12 protein-coding genes are annotated in these 13,646 nt (G+C 62.5%); 5 read left to right on the forward strand and 7 right to left on the reverse strand.

The genetic code is table 11. The annotated features are described in order from the left end of the window. Nucleotides 1–104: 104 nt before the first annotated feature. The 3 genes from ACLH0J_RS09300 to ACLH0J_RS09310 all read right to left on the reverse strand — a co-directional run bounded on the left by ACLH0J_RS09300 (nucleotide 105) and on the right by ACLH0J_RS09310 (nucleotide 3,533). Nucleotides 105–2,348: an ATP-binding protein gene (locus ACLH0J_RS09300; protein ID WP_411391729.1), complete on the reverse strand. Its 2,244-nt coding sequence runs from the start codon at nucleotides 2,346–2,348 to the stop codon at nucleotides 105–107. Beyond that, nucleotides 2,345–2,959, reverse strand: a complete 615-nt coding sequence (locus ACLH0J_RS09305) for a biliverdin-producing heme oxygenase (RefSeq protein ID WP_411391730.1) — start codon at nucleotides 2,957–2,959, stop codon at nucleotides 2,345–2,347. The genes ACLH0J_RS09300 and ACLH0J_RS09305 overlap by 4 nt, the downstream gene beginning before the upstream one ends. Nucleotides 2,960–3,152: 193 nt before the next feature. Continuing rightward, on the reverse strand, nucleotides 3,153–3,533 hold the full coding sequence (locus ACLH0J_RS09310) for a response regulator (RefSeq protein ID WP_411391731.1): 381 nt from the start codon (nucleotides 3,531–3,533) through the stop codon (nucleotides 3,153–3,155). A 169-nt stretch (nucleotides 3,534–3,702) separates the two neighbouring features. On the opposite strand from ACLH0J_RS09310, the gene ACLH0J_RS09315 reads away from it, so the two are divergent. From ACLH0J_RS09315 to ACLH0J_RS09325, 3 genes are all read left to right on the forward strand, one after another. Further along, entirely contained in the window at nucleotides 3,703–4,077 is a 375-nt protein-coding gene (locus ACLH0J_RS09315; RefSeq protein WP_411391732.1) for a c-type cytochrome, read from the forward strand. 110 nt (nucleotides 4,078–4,187) lie between these two features. Next, on the forward strand, nucleotides 4,188–4,760 hold the full coding sequence (locus ACLH0J_RS09320) for a hypothetical protein (RefSeq protein WP_411391733.1): 573 nt from the start codon (nucleotides 4,188–4,190) through the stop codon (nucleotides 4,758–4,760). A 239-nt stretch (nucleotides 4,761–4,999) separates the two neighbouring features. Beyond that, a complete protein-coding gene (locus ACLH0J_RS09325; RefSeq protein WP_411391734.1) occupies nucleotides 5,000–5,635 on the forward strand; it encodes a LysE family translocator in 636 nt (211 codons plus the stop codon). 30 nt (nucleotides 5,636–5,665) lie between these two features. Here ACLH0J_RS09325 and ACLH0J_RS09330 read toward each other — a convergent pair whose 3' ends face one another. The 3 genes from ACLH0J_RS09330 to ACLH0J_RS09340 all read right to left on the reverse strand — a co-directional run bounded on the left by ACLH0J_RS09330 (nucleotide 5,666) and on the right by ACLH0J_RS09340 (nucleotide 7,689). After that, nucleotides 5,666–5,995 (reverse strand): hypothetical protein, encoded by a 330-nt coding sequence (locus ACLH0J_RS09330; protein ID WP_411391735.1) that lies wholly within the window; start codon nucleotides 5,993–5,995, stop codon nucleotides 5,666–5,668. Nucleotides 5,996–6,079: 84 nt separating this feature from the next. Continuing rightward, nucleotides 6,080–6,868 (reverse strand): OmpA family protein, encoded by a 789-nt coding sequence (locus tag ACLH0J_RS09335; protein ID WP_411391736.1) that lies wholly within the window; start codon nucleotides 6,866–6,868, stop codon nucleotides 6,080–6,082. Continuing rightward, the gene (locus tag ACLH0J_RS09340; RefSeq protein WP_411391737.1) at nucleotides 6,865–7,689 is read right to left on the reverse strand and encodes a motility protein A; all 825 of its coding nucleotides are present in this window, start codon (nucleotides 7,687–7,689) and stop codon (nucleotides 6,865–6,867) included. Before ACLH0J_RS09340 ends, ACLH0J_RS09335 begins: the two co-directional genes overlap by 4 nt. Nucleotides 7,690–7,931: 242 nt before the next feature. Between ACLH0J_RS09340 and ACLH0J_RS09345 the strand changes: the two genes are divergently transcribed. After that, entirely contained in the window at nucleotides 7,932–8,984 is a 1,053-nt protein-coding gene (locus ACLH0J_RS09345) for a flagellin (RefSeq protein WP_411391738.1), read from the forward strand. Between the two features lie 172 nt (nucleotides 8,985–9,156). Then, nucleotides 9,157–12,471 carry a tetratricopeptide repeat protein gene (locus tag ACLH0J_RS09350; RefSeq protein ID WP_411391739.1) on the forward strand — a complete coding sequence of 1,105 codons (3,315 nt, stop codon included), beginning with the start codon at nucleotides 9,157–9,159 and terminating at the stop codon, nucleotides 12,469–12,471. A gap of 60 nt (nucleotides 12,472–12,531) precedes the next feature. Here ACLH0J_RS09350 and ACLH0J_RS09355 read toward each other — a convergent pair whose 3' ends face one another. Continuing rightward, nucleotides 12,532–13,362 carry a hypothetical protein gene (locus tag ACLH0J_RS09355; protein ID WP_411391740.1) on the reverse strand — a complete coding sequence of 277 codons (831 nt, stop codon included), beginning with the start codon at nucleotides 13,360–13,362 and terminating at the stop codon, nucleotides 12,532–12,534. Nucleotides 13,363–13,646: the final 284 nt, after the last annotated feature.

The raw sequence follows: 13,646 nt of genomic DNA on the forward strand, positions 1-13,646 counted from the left end.
TGCCTTCCAGCGTCAACGCGGCTCGGTTTGGCGCGAGCCGGATGCGCAAAGCGCTGGAGTCATCCGGCTGCTTGCAAGGTGTTGCGGCTCACCGGCTCAGTGCTTCAGGTGTGCGAATTTTCCGTGACTTTCGGCACCGTAAAACGGAATTCACTGCCACGCCCCAGTTCACTTTCAGCAACGATCTTGCCGCCATGGGCCTGCACGATGCCTTGGGTGATATACAGTCCCAGGCCGCTGCCCGTGGGGTTGTTTTCGGTCTGGGTCCAGTAGCGGTCAAACACGTGGGGCAACTGCTCCGGGGCAATGCCTTCGCCGGAGTCGCGTACCGAAAACACGATCTCCTCGCCGTTGCTCATGGCGCTGATCCCGATGTTGCCCTGGCGCGGGGTGAACTTGATGGCATTGCCGATCAGGTTCGACAGCACCTGGAACAAACGCTCCGGGTCGCCATTGATCTGCAGGCCGGGCTCGGCATTGAACGACAGGTCGATGCCTTTCTCCATCGCCAGCGGTGCCAGCAGGGAATAGGCCTCCTCGAACATCTGGCTCACCTCCAGCGCCACGGGCTTGACCACGTAGCGGCCGGCTTCGATTTTCGAGGTGTCGAGCAAGTCTTCCAGCAGCACGTTCATGCGCCCGGCCGCCTGTTGCATGGTGTCGATGGCCGAGGAAATACGCCGCGAGGTGTGTGGGCCGTCGGAGCTGAAGGCTTTTTGCATCATGCCGCACAGCATGGAAATCACCGTCATCGGGTTACGCAGGTCGTGGGACACCACCGCCACCAACTCATCGCGGGCGCGCACGGCTTGTTGCTCGCGCAGCACCTGGCGGGCCAGGTCGTTTTCCAGGGCCGAGCGGCGCAGGTCGTTGGCGGCGAAGCTGTCGCCGTGGCTCCACTTTGTGGCGATGCCGGCCATTTCCACTTTCCAGATTTCAAACGATGTGCGTGGGCGAAGGCGCAGGCCCGCGTCGGAGTTTTCCAGGGCCAGGGGCTTTTTCGGGTCGCCGCTCCAGTGGATGTTCTCTTTCACCTCCGGACGAAACCACAGCACGCCGTTGTCCACGGGCTTTGGCAGGCTCATGGCCAGGACGCCGCTGGCTACCTGTTGAAACTCGGCGCCCGGCGGGTAGACCGAGGCCAGGTGATGACTGGAAAACACCGACTCGCCACTGTCTTGCAGCCATTTGTGCAATGCGCGGATCTGCGCCGGCTCCGGGCAGTTGCCGTAGCGGTGCAATTGTTTGTCTTCGATGATCGCCACGCCGCCGGACAAGGTCAGGTCCATCAGTAATCGCGGTTGTTGGGCCAGGCCATCGAACACGTTGTGTTCAGAGGCCTTCATCGCCTGCTCAAGTTGTGCCAGGGTTTCGACTTTTTCTTCGCGCTGATGGCTCAGGTCCAGGGCCTCCATGGCGCTGATCTGCAACGACAGCACCTGGCCGATGGTCTGGCAGGCGACGCGCAGGTCATGGGGCACCATCAGCGGCTCGCGGTTGCCGCAACTGATCAGGCCCCAGAGTGTGTCGCCCTTCATCAGCGAGATGCTCATGGACGACAACACGCCCATGTTCTGCATGTACTGGCAGTGAATCGGCGACACGCTGCGCAGGGTGGCGAAGCTCAGGTCGAGGGGCTGGCCGGTGTCCGGGCGCAATCTGGGCACCAGCGGCACCGGCTCATAGGCCGCGTTCGGGATGATGCGCAGCCAGTTGGTGCGATACAGCTCGCGGGCTTGCTCAGGGATGTCGGACGCGGGGAAGAACAACCCGTTGAAGCGTTCCATGGCCGGCGACGACGCTTCGGCAATCACCTGGCCGTGACCTTCATCTTCAAAGCGATAGATCAGCACGCGGTCGTAGCCGGTCATGGCCTGGATTTCCGTCACGCTGATTTCGTACAGCGCTTGCAGGGTTTTCGCTGCCTGCAGGCGTTGCAGCATTTTGCCCAGGTCACGGGTGTGCCCCTTCAACGCTCGCGGCTGGAAGTCTTTGAGGCGTGGTTCGAATTCCAGCACCAACACCTGTTGATGGCGATGCAGCAGGCCTTCGAAATCCCGGCCGTTAAGGGTGACGTGCAGGGGCGCCGCCTCGAAAAACCTATTGCCCTCGGCAATCGCCTGCACGGCCTGGGCGTGCTCGGCGCCGATCAGCGTGTGCAGCGGCTGGCCCAGCAGCGATTCGGGGGTGTTGTTGAACAGGGCGGCGACATTGGCGCTGACCTGGCGGATATGCAGGTCCGGCTCCGACAACGTCAACAGCACGCCATGTGGCTGGATCGCGCCGGGAAAGCGAATGGGTTCGTCGGCGCAGTTGGCAAGCAGCGTCTCAAAATCGTCGGGTTTCATAGCAGTACCTCCTGGCTGTCGAGCCATTGCTCAAAGCCGCTGAATGTCGAGCGTGCCGCCATTACCGCGTGCTGCGTGGCACTGTCGTCCAGCGGCTGGCGGTTCAGGTAGTCGAGAAAGTCTTTCCAGCGCCGACCGGTCTCGGCACCGTACACATTGAGAAACGCCCCGCCGTTGTCGGCGTGCAGATTCAGGCGCAGGGCCATTTCCCGCCGCAATACCTGGCCACCCAGGGTCGCGCCTTCGAGCACATACAGTGCACCGAGGCACGCGGCAGGGGTGTCGAACGAGGGCAGGTGGGCACAGCGCGGCAAGGCGTCGATGGCGGCATCGCTCAGGCCGAGGGCGTGAAGATCACGCACCAGCGTTGGCGTTTTCGTACGCAAGGTCTGGTCGAAGCCTTCAGGAATGAGGCCACAGCCATACAACGCGGCTTCCATCGGGCGATAAAACCCGTAGTAGGCCTGGAGCAAGCGCCGGTATCCGTCGGCATCCAGGCTTTCGGAGAAAAACGGCAGACGCTTTTCGAGCGCGACATGCAGCAGGCCTGTGCCGGTGCGCAGCGCGTCAAGCAAGGAGGGCGCACTGACGTCATGGGCCTGTGAATGCATTCAATAAGCTCGAACTGTGGGCCTCTCGGCCATGGATGACGCATGAAAAAGGGCGGTGATTCTACACAACCGTTGCGCTACCTGAATGCACAACGCGAATGTGCTGACCAGCGGATCAGAAATTTCCTATCAGGCATCCCTAATGACTGCGCAGCCGGCGCTGAAGTTCGCGCAAAGTGATATTGCGAGGCTATCAATGCATCACGGAACTCTGCTGTGTCAGCGCCGTTTGCACGCACTCCAGCAGAAGTTCGGTGCTCCATGGCTTGGGCAGGAAGCGCACCGAACCGCCCAGTCCGGCCGCCATCATGGTATTGCCTGAGGTCAGCAACACCGGTACCGACGGCCAACGGTGCGCCACCACCCGGCTCAAGTCATAACCGTTGAGCAACCCCGGCATCTGGATATCGCTGACAATCAGGTCCACCGGATCGTCCGCACGCTCCAGGTAAATCATGCCTTCATCCGCCGAAGGGAAAGACGTCACGATTGCGCCGAAATCCTCCAGTACATCCACCATCAACGATCGAATGATCTCGTCGTCTTCCAATACCAAAATCGATGGCTGAGCCATGATCCTTACTCCACCATCAGGGGTTAGTAAGGTGGAGTGGAGTGGGCCTGATTAGGTTCGATCGGATCTGTCCTGAGCGATGGGTGGTCGTTCTAGAGCGGTTGCCTGGCGCAGCACGCTGGCGCTGATGCAGGCATAATCGGCCACCGTTGCCCGATGTGGAGTCGCTATGAAGTACGCCTTGCTCACCCTTGCCTTGATGCTCAACCTGGGCTTGGCCCACGCGGCCGGCGATGCCGAGGCGGGTGGCAAACTCTTCACCAAGACCTGCGGCGGTTGCCACAGCATCGGCGAAGGCGCGCGCGGCGGCTTTGGCCCGGAACTCAACGGCATCGTCGGTCGCCCCGCCGGCACCTCCGCCGACTATCAGTATTCCGATGCGATGAAAAACTCCGGCGTGGTCTGGACCCGGGACAAACTCGCCGCCTATATCGAGGCGCCGAAGAAAGTGGTGAGTGGCACGCGCATGATCTTCTGGGGCATCAGCGACCCGGAGAAGATTGACAATATCCTGGCGTACCTTGAGACGTTCCAGCCCCAGTAAGTCCTCGTGCACGCCCACGGGGATGTGTCGATACGCTTGCGCTGTGGAACATTCCGTTTAATCTTGGGGCCAGTGGTTGCTCCCAACCTCCCGATAAGGACATCTCCCCCGTGAAACGAATCGCGCTGCTTTCCCTCGCCCTGGCCCTCTGCGCCTGCCAATCCAACCAACGTGACTCCTCTCCCAGCCTGCTCAAGGACGGCGTCCAACTGCGCCAGAAAACCGTGGCCGTGGACGCCGAACACGCCAAAGTGGTGATGAAAGCCTACGGCGGCACCGCGCCCGTGGAATTCTCGATACGCCGCGAAGGTGACGCCGATCAGCGCATGGAAACCCTGGGCACCGTGATGGACACCGGCGAAGGCCGCGTTTTCAACTGGATCGCCAAACTCAACCAGACCGTCGCCAGTGCCGGCTTCAAGCGTTTTCCGCAATTGGAAATCCAGGCCGATCCCGGCAAGAAACTCACCGTGGCCAGCTCGGCGAGCAACCACGGCAACGGCGGTTATTACAGCTGCGGGCCGGTGATGAGCACGTTCAGCCCGGAAAAGGCGAAGGTGTACCTGGTGGAGTTCCAGTTCAAGCTTGACCCTGCGGCGTGTGTGCAGCAGGTGTTTGATATTACCGATCCGGCGAATCGGGTGTTGATTGGTGGGCAGGGGGGCGAGGTGAAGGCGGGCTGAGCACAGGCCTTATCATCGCGCTGTGCGTGCGTCTGAGAGGCTCGACGACCGAATGCGGGTTCTGCGCTTGGAAGGACTTATAGGTCTGGTGCTTCCAGCGCTTACCGCATGTGTCTCATTAACATGGGACAGGCGTATGCCTACACCGGTGTATGACGTTTTACTCGCGGATCTGTCTCTAACGCCCTCCGGTCGGACGCCCTACCATGGCGCCCAACCCCTTATCCTGGAGCGGCACCATGCCCGAATTGTCCAACTGGCTTGCCTACGGCCTGATCTCACTGGGCATGGTGCTGACGCCCGGGCCGAACATGATTTACCTCATTTCCCGCTCGATTTGCCAGGGGCCCATGGCCGGTATGATTTCCCTCGGCGGCGTTGCGTTGGGGTTTGTCGTGTACATGCTGTGCGCGGCCTTGGGTATCACCGCGTTGGTGATGGCTGTTCCCTTCGCGTACGACGCGCTGCGGCTCGGCGGTGCGGTGTATCTGGTCTACCTGGCCTGGCAGGCGATCAAGCCGGGTGGACGCTCGCCCTTTCAGGTCCGGGACTTGCCCCAGGACAGCCCGCGCAAGCTGTTCATGATGGGTTTTGTGACCAACCTGCTGAACCCCAAAGTGGCGGTGATGTACCTGTCGTTGCTGCCCCAATTCATCGACCCGAATGGCCACGGCAGTGTGCTGACGCAATCGTTGCTGCTGGGTTTTACGCAGATTGTCATCAGCGTGAGCGTCAACGCGGTGATTGCCCTTATGGCGGGTTCCATCGCGGTGTTTTTTGTCACCCGGCCCGGTTGGCAGGTGGTGCAGCGCTGGCTGATGGGCACGGTGCTGATGGGTTTGGCCGTGCGCATGCTGGTTGAAGGACGGCGGTAAGGGGGCGGTTTGCGCCTGCGGGTAACTGAATCACTGGATGTCTTTCAAGTAATCCTTGAGGGTGGTCAGCGGTGCGGGCAGGGCGTCGAGTTGCGGGGCGTTTTGCACGTCGGTCGCCAGCCGTCGCAATTCGCGGCCGAGTACCGTGTCGGCACCGCCCACGGCCTCCAGCGCCTGGGTCACGCATTCGTCGATCTTGAGTTGAATCCGCGCCAGATCCCCCTGCCGCACCAATAACCCAAACACCTCGCGCTCGTACCCATCCATCACCAGGTCGTCGCGCAGAAGCGGGCTGCCGCCGTCGGTCTCGTGCACCAGTTTGAGTGCGAAGAGCGCAACCGCTTCCAGCGTCAATTCCATGGTCTCGGTTCCTCGGCGTTTTTGGGGCAAGTGGGGGGGAGGGCGATGATCACTGTTCTGTGGCGGAAAAAAAAGACCCGTGTGTCAGCGCTCCAGGATCAGTTCCACGCGGCGGTTGCGGGCGCGGCCTTCGGCGGTGGTGTTGTCGGACAGCGGCCGGGTGTCGGCGTAGCCGATGGCGGCGAGGCGGGTGGGCTGGATGCCGTTGCTTTGCAGGTAGCGCACCACGCTGCCGGCGCGGGCGCTGGAGAGTTCCCAGTTGGAGGGGAAGCGTGCGCTGCGCATGTCTTGGGTGTCGGTGTGGCCGGCGACGATGACTTTGTGCGGCACGCTGTCGAGGACCGGGATCAGGTGCTGCAACACGGCGAGGCCGCCGAGGTTGAGGTCGGACTGGCCGGAGGGGAACAGTATTTCGCTGCTGATCCGAAAGCTCACGCTGCTGTCGTTGGTGACCACTTCGATGTCCTTGCCGAGCTTGTCCAGCGGCAGTTCGTTGAGCAGGTCTTGTGTGCTGGGCTTGGGCGGCGCGGGCTCAACAGTGGCGACCGGTTCGGGCGCGATGACCGGCTCGTGTTCAACGACAGGCTCGGCTGCCGCGACCGGTTCGGGCGCCTGGGGCACGCGCAGCAGTGCGCCCGGCGGTTGCAGCGAGGTGAGGCTTTTGGCGGTAAAGACCGGCGGCACCCGCAGGTCGGCACTCTGACGCGTGCGCTCATGGGCTTTGCCGGCCAGCGCGAGCATGGCCATGGTCACCACCAGCAGCAGGGTCATCATGTCCAGGTAGGTCATCATCCAGGTCTCGCCGTTCGCATCTTCAACGGGCGGCAGGCCGCTGGCGATCGCCACTGCCTGGTGACGCGTGCTGGCCCTCATGCGCGGGCTTTCCACTTGAGCGGGATCAGCGCGCGGGCGGGGCGCACGGGTTCGTCGCGCAGGTCGTTCTGGTAGTGGGCGACGAAGGATTTCAGCGTTTCGCGCATCAGCCCGGGGCTGCGTTTGTTGGCCATCATTGCCACGCCTTGCAGCACCATGTTCATCACCACCACGCGCTGTTCGGTGCGGCGTTCCAGTTTCACCGCCACCGGTTTGCACAGCAGGTTGGCGAGTAACACGCCGTAGAGGGTGGTCATCAGGCCCACGGCCATTTGCCGGCCGATGGTCACCATGTCGCCGTCGCCGAGCACGAACATCAGGTTCACCAGCCCCACCAGCGTACCGAGCATGCCGAACGCCGGAGCGTAGCTGGCCATCACGCGGAACAGCTGGGCCTCGGCATGCTCCTTGGCGCGCAGCCGCGCGATGCGCCATTGCAGCAGGTCGAGGATGTCATCCAGCGGGGTCTTGTCGATCACCAGTTGGACGCCGGAACGCAGGAACGGGTTCTTCACCCGGTCGAGTGCGTCTTCCACCGCGCGCAGGTCGCCGTCGAGCCACAGGCGCGACAGGCTGACCAGTTCGTCGATGTCTTCCTGGGCGTATTCGCGTTCGTGGCACACCACCGTCTTGATCAGGCTGAAGATGCGCAGCACTTCGCGCAGCGGGTAGCTGATGAAGGTCGCGGCAAAGGTGCCGACCACCACAATGCCCAGCGCCGGCAGGTCAATGAACAAGCCGGGTTGTTGCGCGCTGAACATCAGCAGCACCGTCAGCAGTAGCAGGCTGGCAAGCATGCCGATCAGGGTTGAGGGGTTCATGCAGCACTCCTGTTTGTGGGCCAAGGCAGGCTTTATAACGCGGTGGGTGCTGATTCAAATCGGCTAATACAGGCACTTTGGGTGGCGAAATCGGACGGCTGCGCAAATTTTTTCAGGGGCTGCCTAAAGACGGTCGATTCGATCGCCGATGTTCGCTTTGTCTGTACGGCAACGGCGCTGAGGGCATCAACGCCGGGCCTCTGATCTGTCCAAGCGGCTTACCCACGAAAAGGAACTGCACCATGTCAGTTATCAATACCAACATCACGTCCATGATCGCTCAACAAAACCTGAACTCCTCGGAGAACAGCCTGAGCACCTCGATCGAACGCCTGTCGTCCGGCCTGAAAATCAACAGTGCATCCGACGACGCCGCCGGCCAGGCGATCGCCAACCGCATGACCTCGCAGATCACCGGTCTGGAACAAGCGAGCAGCAACGCCAGCGACGGTATCTCCCTGGCGCAGACCACCGAGGGCGCGCTGGACCAGGTGAACGACAACCTGCAGCGTATCCGTGAGCTGTCGGTGCAAGCATCCAACGGCACCAACTCCCAGTCCGACTTGCAGTCGATCCAGGACGAAATCACCCAGCGTCTGGACGAGATCGACCGTATCTCCTCGCAAACCGCGTTCAACGGCGTGGACGTGCTGTCCAAAGACCAGACCATCACCATCCAGGTCGGCGCCAACGATGGCGAAACCATCGACATCAAGCTCAGCGAAATCAACTCCAAGACCCTGGGCCTGAGCAGCTTCAACGTGAACGGCTACGACACCACCCTGACCGCCAGCACCCTGTCGGACTCCTCGGGCACCGCGATCACCTCGACCAACACCAGCTATGTCGACAAGTCCGGCACCACCGTCAGCGGCGGCACGCTGTCCACCGACGCCGACGGCGACTACTTCCTGACCGTAGGCGGCAAGACCTACGCCGCCGAAGTGACCCTGACCACTAGCGGCACCACGACCTCGGCGAGCATCAGCATCGACACCGACAACGAGGTGACCAAGAAGTCCACCACCACCCTGACCACCCTCGACAACGCCCTGAACACGGTGGACTCGATGCGTTCGGACCTGGGTGCGGTGCAAAACCGGTTCGACTCGGCAATCACCAACATTTCAACGACCACCACCAACCTCACCTCCGCGCGTTCGGGGATCCAGGACGTTGACTACGCCACGGAAGTGTCGGCCATGACCAGCGCCCAGATCCTGCAACAGGCCGGTACGTCGGTATTGGCCCAGGCCAACTCCATGCCGCAGCAAATGCTGTCGCTGCTGCAATAATCGCGACTTCGCGGTACGAAGGGGCCAGCGCATGCTGCGCCCCTTTTTTTGCGTGTGTTCGCCACACAATCCTTGGTAATCGTGGCGTTGAGAGGGGTTTATCCGGGCTTTGGCAGGAAGGCGCGCGCGATAGCATTTCGCGCAGACTCTTTTTTCACAAGGCCCCTCCTGAATGCCCAGATCCCCGCGCTCCGGCTCGCACAAACACACCGCCCCGCCCACGCTGGCCCAGGCGCGACGGCTCAGCCAGCAGCGGCCTCACGACCCGCGGGTGTGGAAAGACCTGGGCGACCTGCAGTTGCACAGCCATCCCGAAGAGGCCCTGGCCAGCTTCGAGCAGGCCTTGCGCCTGTCACCCGACGAGCCCCAGGCCCTGGAACTGGTGGCCAAGGCTGCGCAAAAGCTTGGCCAGGCGGATCGCGCTCTGGAACTTATCCACAGGGCGCTGCTGATCGATCCGGATTTCGCCGCCGGCCATCACCGCCTGGCCACGCTGTATTTCGAGAAAGGTCAGTTCGCCAACGCCTTGCCGTGCATCGAGCGCGCGTTGGCGCTGCTGCCCCATGACTGCCGGATGCTGTCGCGCAAAGGCTTGATCCTCAATCGCCTGGAACGTCACGGCGAGGCCATCGCGGTGTTTGACCAACTGATTGAGCGTGAACCGGGGGACTACAGCCACTGGAACAACGCCGCCAATCTGTATAAGGACATCGGCCAACTGGCCACGGCCGACACCTACTACCAAAAGGCCGTGGCGCTGGCCAAGCGCAAGGATGCGTTGCCGTATTCCAACCGCCTGACGTCACTGCACTACGACCCCGAGCGCAGCCGTGACTTCATCTTTGCGGTGTGCAAGGAATGGCAAGCGCGCTTCGGCCCCAAAAACGTGCCGCCACGCCCTGAGGCACTCGACCGCACGCCTGACCGCTGCCTGCGCATCGGCCTGGTGTCCGACGGCCTGCGCCAGCATCCGGTGGGCAATATGATCGTGGGCGTGCTGGAAAAACTGCCGCGCCACCGGTTCGAATTGTTCGCCTACAGCACCAGCCAGGTGTGCGACCACCTGACCGTGCGCATCCAGGCGTCGGTGCAGCAGTGGCTGACGATCAAGCATATGGACGACCAGGCGCTGGCCCGGCGCATCCGCGACGATCGCATTGATATCCTCATCGACCTCTGCGGCCACAACGCCGGCAACCGCATGGGCGCCATGGCCTTGCAGCCGGCGCCGTTGCTGGTCAAATGGGTCGGTGGCCTGATCAACACCACCGGCCTGGATGCCATCGACTACCTGCTCACCGATCGCATCGAGTCACCGCAAGGCGAGGATGCGTTCTACACCGAAAAACTCATCCGCCTGCCCGACGACTACATCTGCTACGACCCGCCGCCCTACACCCCGGACATCAAGGCGCTGCCGGCCCTGGCGAACGGTTTTGTCACGTATGGCTGCTTCAACAACCCGACCAAGGTCAACGATGTGCTGTTGGCGCACTGGGCCGAGTTGATGCGCGCCACGCCCGAGTCGCGCCTGCTGCTCAAGGGCGGCGCGTTCGGCACCCGCGCGTTGCGCGACCATGTGCACGGCGTCATGGCGGCCCACGGTATCGACCGGGAACGCGTGATGATCGAAGGGCCGGTGGGGCACAAGCACTTGCTGGAGACCTACAACCTCGTCGATATCGCCCTCGACCCCTGGCCCTATTCCGGCGGCCTGACCACCTGCGAAGCGTTGTTGATGGGCGTGCCGGTGGTCACCCTGCCCGGGCCGACCTTCGCCGGGCGCCACTCGGCCACGCACCTGGTCAACGCCGGGCTGCCGGAGTTGGTGGTGCACAGTTGGGCGCAGTACCGGCAACGGGTGATGGAACTGGCCGGCGACCTCGACAGCCTGGCGCGCATCCGTGGCCACCTGCGCGCGGTGCTGATGAACTCGCCGGTGTGTGATAGCGAGCGTTTTGCCCAGCATTTCGGCAACGCCCTGCGCGCGATCTGGCAGCGCTACTGCGAAGGCAAGCCGGTGGCGGCGCTGACGTTGGACGCGCAAGGGCAGGCGCGGTTTGCCGGGGACGCGGCGGCGGTCGAGCTTCGGCATCCGCTCGCGCCGGCGGCGGACGAGGGCTTCGCCTTTAAGTTCCAGGGCAAAGTCGTGACCCTGGACCACGGCGGTACGCTGATCGCGTCGGCGCAGTTTGTGGCGCTGCAGAAAATGGCGGCGTTTTCCACGGTGGCCTTCGACCCCACCAGCCGCATCGACAACGCCCGGCAACTGATGCAACTGGGCGAGCTGCATTACTACCCCCACGCGGCGCTGGGCAACGGTCAACCCGCCACGCTCTACGCCTGCCTCGACCCAGCCATGAGCGCCACCCTGGAACCGCTGGCGGCGTCGGCGGTATTGGCCAGGCTGGCGCTGCCCACCCTCAAGCTGGATGCGATCAATGGCCTGCCTGCGGTGGACTGGTTGCTGCTCGATAACCTCAACGACAGCCTGGCCGTGATCGAACACGGCCAGCGCACCCTGGCCGATACGTTGCTGGTGCAGGCGCGGGTCAACTTTGTGCCGACCCATGACCGGCAGGCCGATGTGGGGTTGATCAGCCGTTGCCTGGCGCGCCTGGGCTTCAGTTTTTACCGGTTGAACAACCTGCAGCATCAGCCGCAGGCCTCCCAACTGGTGTGTGCCGATGCGCTGTTCTTGCCGGATGCCGCGCGCCTGGCGGCGCTGTCCGACAACCAGCGGCTGAAGCTGGCGTTTGTGCTGCACACGGTCTACGCCGCCCACGACGTCGTTGCACAACTGCTCGCGGCCATCGACAGCGACCTGGCGGCGCAGTACCTCAAGCATCACCAGAACCCATGCGCCAAGGCCGAGCCGCCGCGCGCGCCGATGCAGGAACCGCAGGTGACCTTTCCGGCTGACGTGGCCGCCTACGTCGAGCGCCTCTATACCCAGGCCTCGATGATCCTTGAATACGGCAGCGGCGGCTCAACCCTGCTGGCGGCCAAGATGGCGGACAAACGCGTGATTTCGGTGGAGAACGACGCCCGTTGGGCCGAAGACATGCAAGCCTGGATCGCCAACGCCACGCTGCCCTCGCATCCGCGCATCTACCCGGTGGACGTGGGCGAGACCGGCAAATGGGCGCGCCCGAAAAACGCCCGGCACTGGAAGAAATTCCACACCTACCCGCTGCGGGTCTGGGATGAGCCGTTCTTTGAACAGCCCGATGTGATCCTGATCGACGGACGCTTTCGCATCGCGTGTTTTGTCACCGCCTACCTGCGCACGACCAAACCGGTGATCGTGCTGTTCGATGACTACCTCGACCGCCCGCATTACCACGTGGTCGAGCGCTTGTTGAAACCCAGCGAGTATGTGGGACGCATGGCGCGGTTCGACCTGCAGCCGCTGACCGAAGTGCCGCGTGCGGAGTTGACCTGGCTGGTCGCGAGCTTCAACGAAGTGGCCTACGCCGACGGGTGAGCAGACTTGCTGTGTCGAGCGGGCTTGCCCCGCGTTGGGCTGCGAAGCAGCCCCCACGACCTAATGTTCGCTGCGATACACCTCGGCAAAAATATCCGTGATCGCCCGCCGCGGCCGACGTTGCTTAAGCGCCTTCACGCGCTGTCCCAACCGAATCAACTCATCACTGGGCTTGGCCCACTGCTCCTCAGGAATCGCCTCCGACCAGGCTTGCATGGCCTCCGGCAATTTTTTGCGGCCGACCTTGGCGATGCGTTTGACTTCCCATTCGACCAGGCGGTTGGGCAAGGTCCAGAAGGTCATGACGTGGTAGAGGTACCAGAAAAACCCATACACCCAGCCGACTTCCTTTTCGCGAATCCGCCGGTGCAAGCGCGCGCGGGCGTTGCGGAAGGTGTGCAGGCCTTCATGGGGCGGATCGTTTGGGCCTTGCAGGTCCATCGGGTCCTGGATGCTCTTGAGGTCGTGGACTTCGTACTCCATGTAGGCGCGCACGGCTTCCCAGTGGGCAATCGCCAGCGGCATTCCGGCACACATGAACTCAACGCGGACCAGTTCCCCTTCGTGATAAAAGCCCATGCCCATGCCGTACTGGCGAGTCACGCCATACTGTGAGCCGCCTTGCGCCTGGACGACCCAGGCGCAGAGGGATTCCCAGGGGACGAACAGGGGGGCTTGTGCGCCCTGGGGCATGAAGCAGACTTCGCGGCGTTGGCGGTTGAAGCGGGTGGGGATGACTTCGGTGTATTGGCTGTGTTTGTTGAGCCATACCCCGAAGCCTACGCCGAGGTTGCACAAAGATACCCAAAAGACAATTTCATAACCCGCTAGAAAGATGCCTAGCATCGCGTTCCACAGATAATCCCAATCATGACCGAGGGTTGCAAACATAAGAGCGCCGACAACGGGGCCACCCAAGAGCGCGAAGACTGCACCGGTAAAAGGCGCCCCCAATGTCATCTGCCAGGAAAATACTTGGGGGGTACCTCCGCCAAAGTCCAGGTACGTGTCGTTGAGATCGCTCACGTAGGGACTGTAGGGCGATGCCTCTGTCGGCAGCGGTAGCGGTGCTAGATAGGTCGTGTAGCCAGAAGCAAACGATTCGATGTCTCCAGCTCGGTATACCTTCATTGCCGCCGGATCGGTCGAGGGGGTATCAATGGGTCTAGTCATGC

The sequence above is a fragment of the Pseudomonas sp. MPB23 genome, from assembly GCF_046605395.1.
GTDB lineage: Bacteria > Pseudomonadota > Gammaproteobacteria > Pseudomonadales > Pseudomonadaceae > Aquipseudomonas.

What these genes read in the sequence shown, in the direction of transcription:
- ACLH0J_RS09340 (WP_411391737.1), bottom strand. Translation starts at nt 7,689, where the DNA reads ATGAACCCCTCAACCCTGATCGGCATGCTTGCCAGCCTGCTACTGCTG.
- ACLH0J_RS09330 (WP_411391735.1), bottom strand. Translation starts at nt 5,995, where the DNA reads ATGGAATTGACGCTGGAAGCGGTTGCGCTCTTCGCACTCAAACTGGTG.
- ACLH0J_RS09310 (WP_411391731.1), bottom strand. Translation starts at nt 3,533, where the DNA reads ATGGCTCAGCCATCGATTTTGGTATTGGAAGACGACGAGATCATTCGA.
- ACLH0J_RS09335 (WP_411391736.1), bottom strand. Translation starts at nt 6,868, where the DNA reads ATGAGGGCCAGCACGCGTCACCAGGCAGTGGCGATCGCCAGCGGCCTG.
- ACLH0J_RS09355 (WP_411391740.1), bottom strand. Translation starts at nt 13,362, where the DNA reads ATGTTTGCAACCCTCGGTCATGATTGGGATTATCTGTGGAACGCGATG.
- ACLH0J_RS09300 (WP_411391729.1), bottom strand. Translation starts at nt 2,348, where the DNA reads ATGAAACCCGACGATTTTGAGACGCTGCTTGCCAACTGCGCCGACGAA.
- ACLH0J_RS09350 (WP_411391739.1), top strand. Translation starts at nt 9,157, where the DNA reads ATGCCCAGATCCCCGCGCTCCGGCTCGCACAAACACACCGCCCCGCCC.
- ACLH0J_RS09345 (WP_411391738.1), top strand. Translation starts at nt 7,932, where the DNA reads ATGTCAGTTATCAATACCAACATCACGTCCATGATCGCTCAACAAAAC.
- ACLH0J_RS09325 (WP_411391734.1), top strand. Translation starts at nt 5,000, where the DNA reads ATGCCCGAATTGTCCAACTGGCTTGCCTACGGCCTGATCTCACTGGGC.
- ACLH0J_RS09305 (WP_411391730.1), bottom strand. Translation starts at nt 2,959, where the DNA reads ATGCATTCACAGGCCCATGACGTCAGTGCGCCCTCCTTGCTTGACGCG.
- ACLH0J_RS09315 (WP_411391732.1), top strand. Translation starts at nt 3,703, where the DNA reads ATGAAGTACGCCTTGCTCACCCTTGCCTTGATGCTCAACCTGGGCTTG.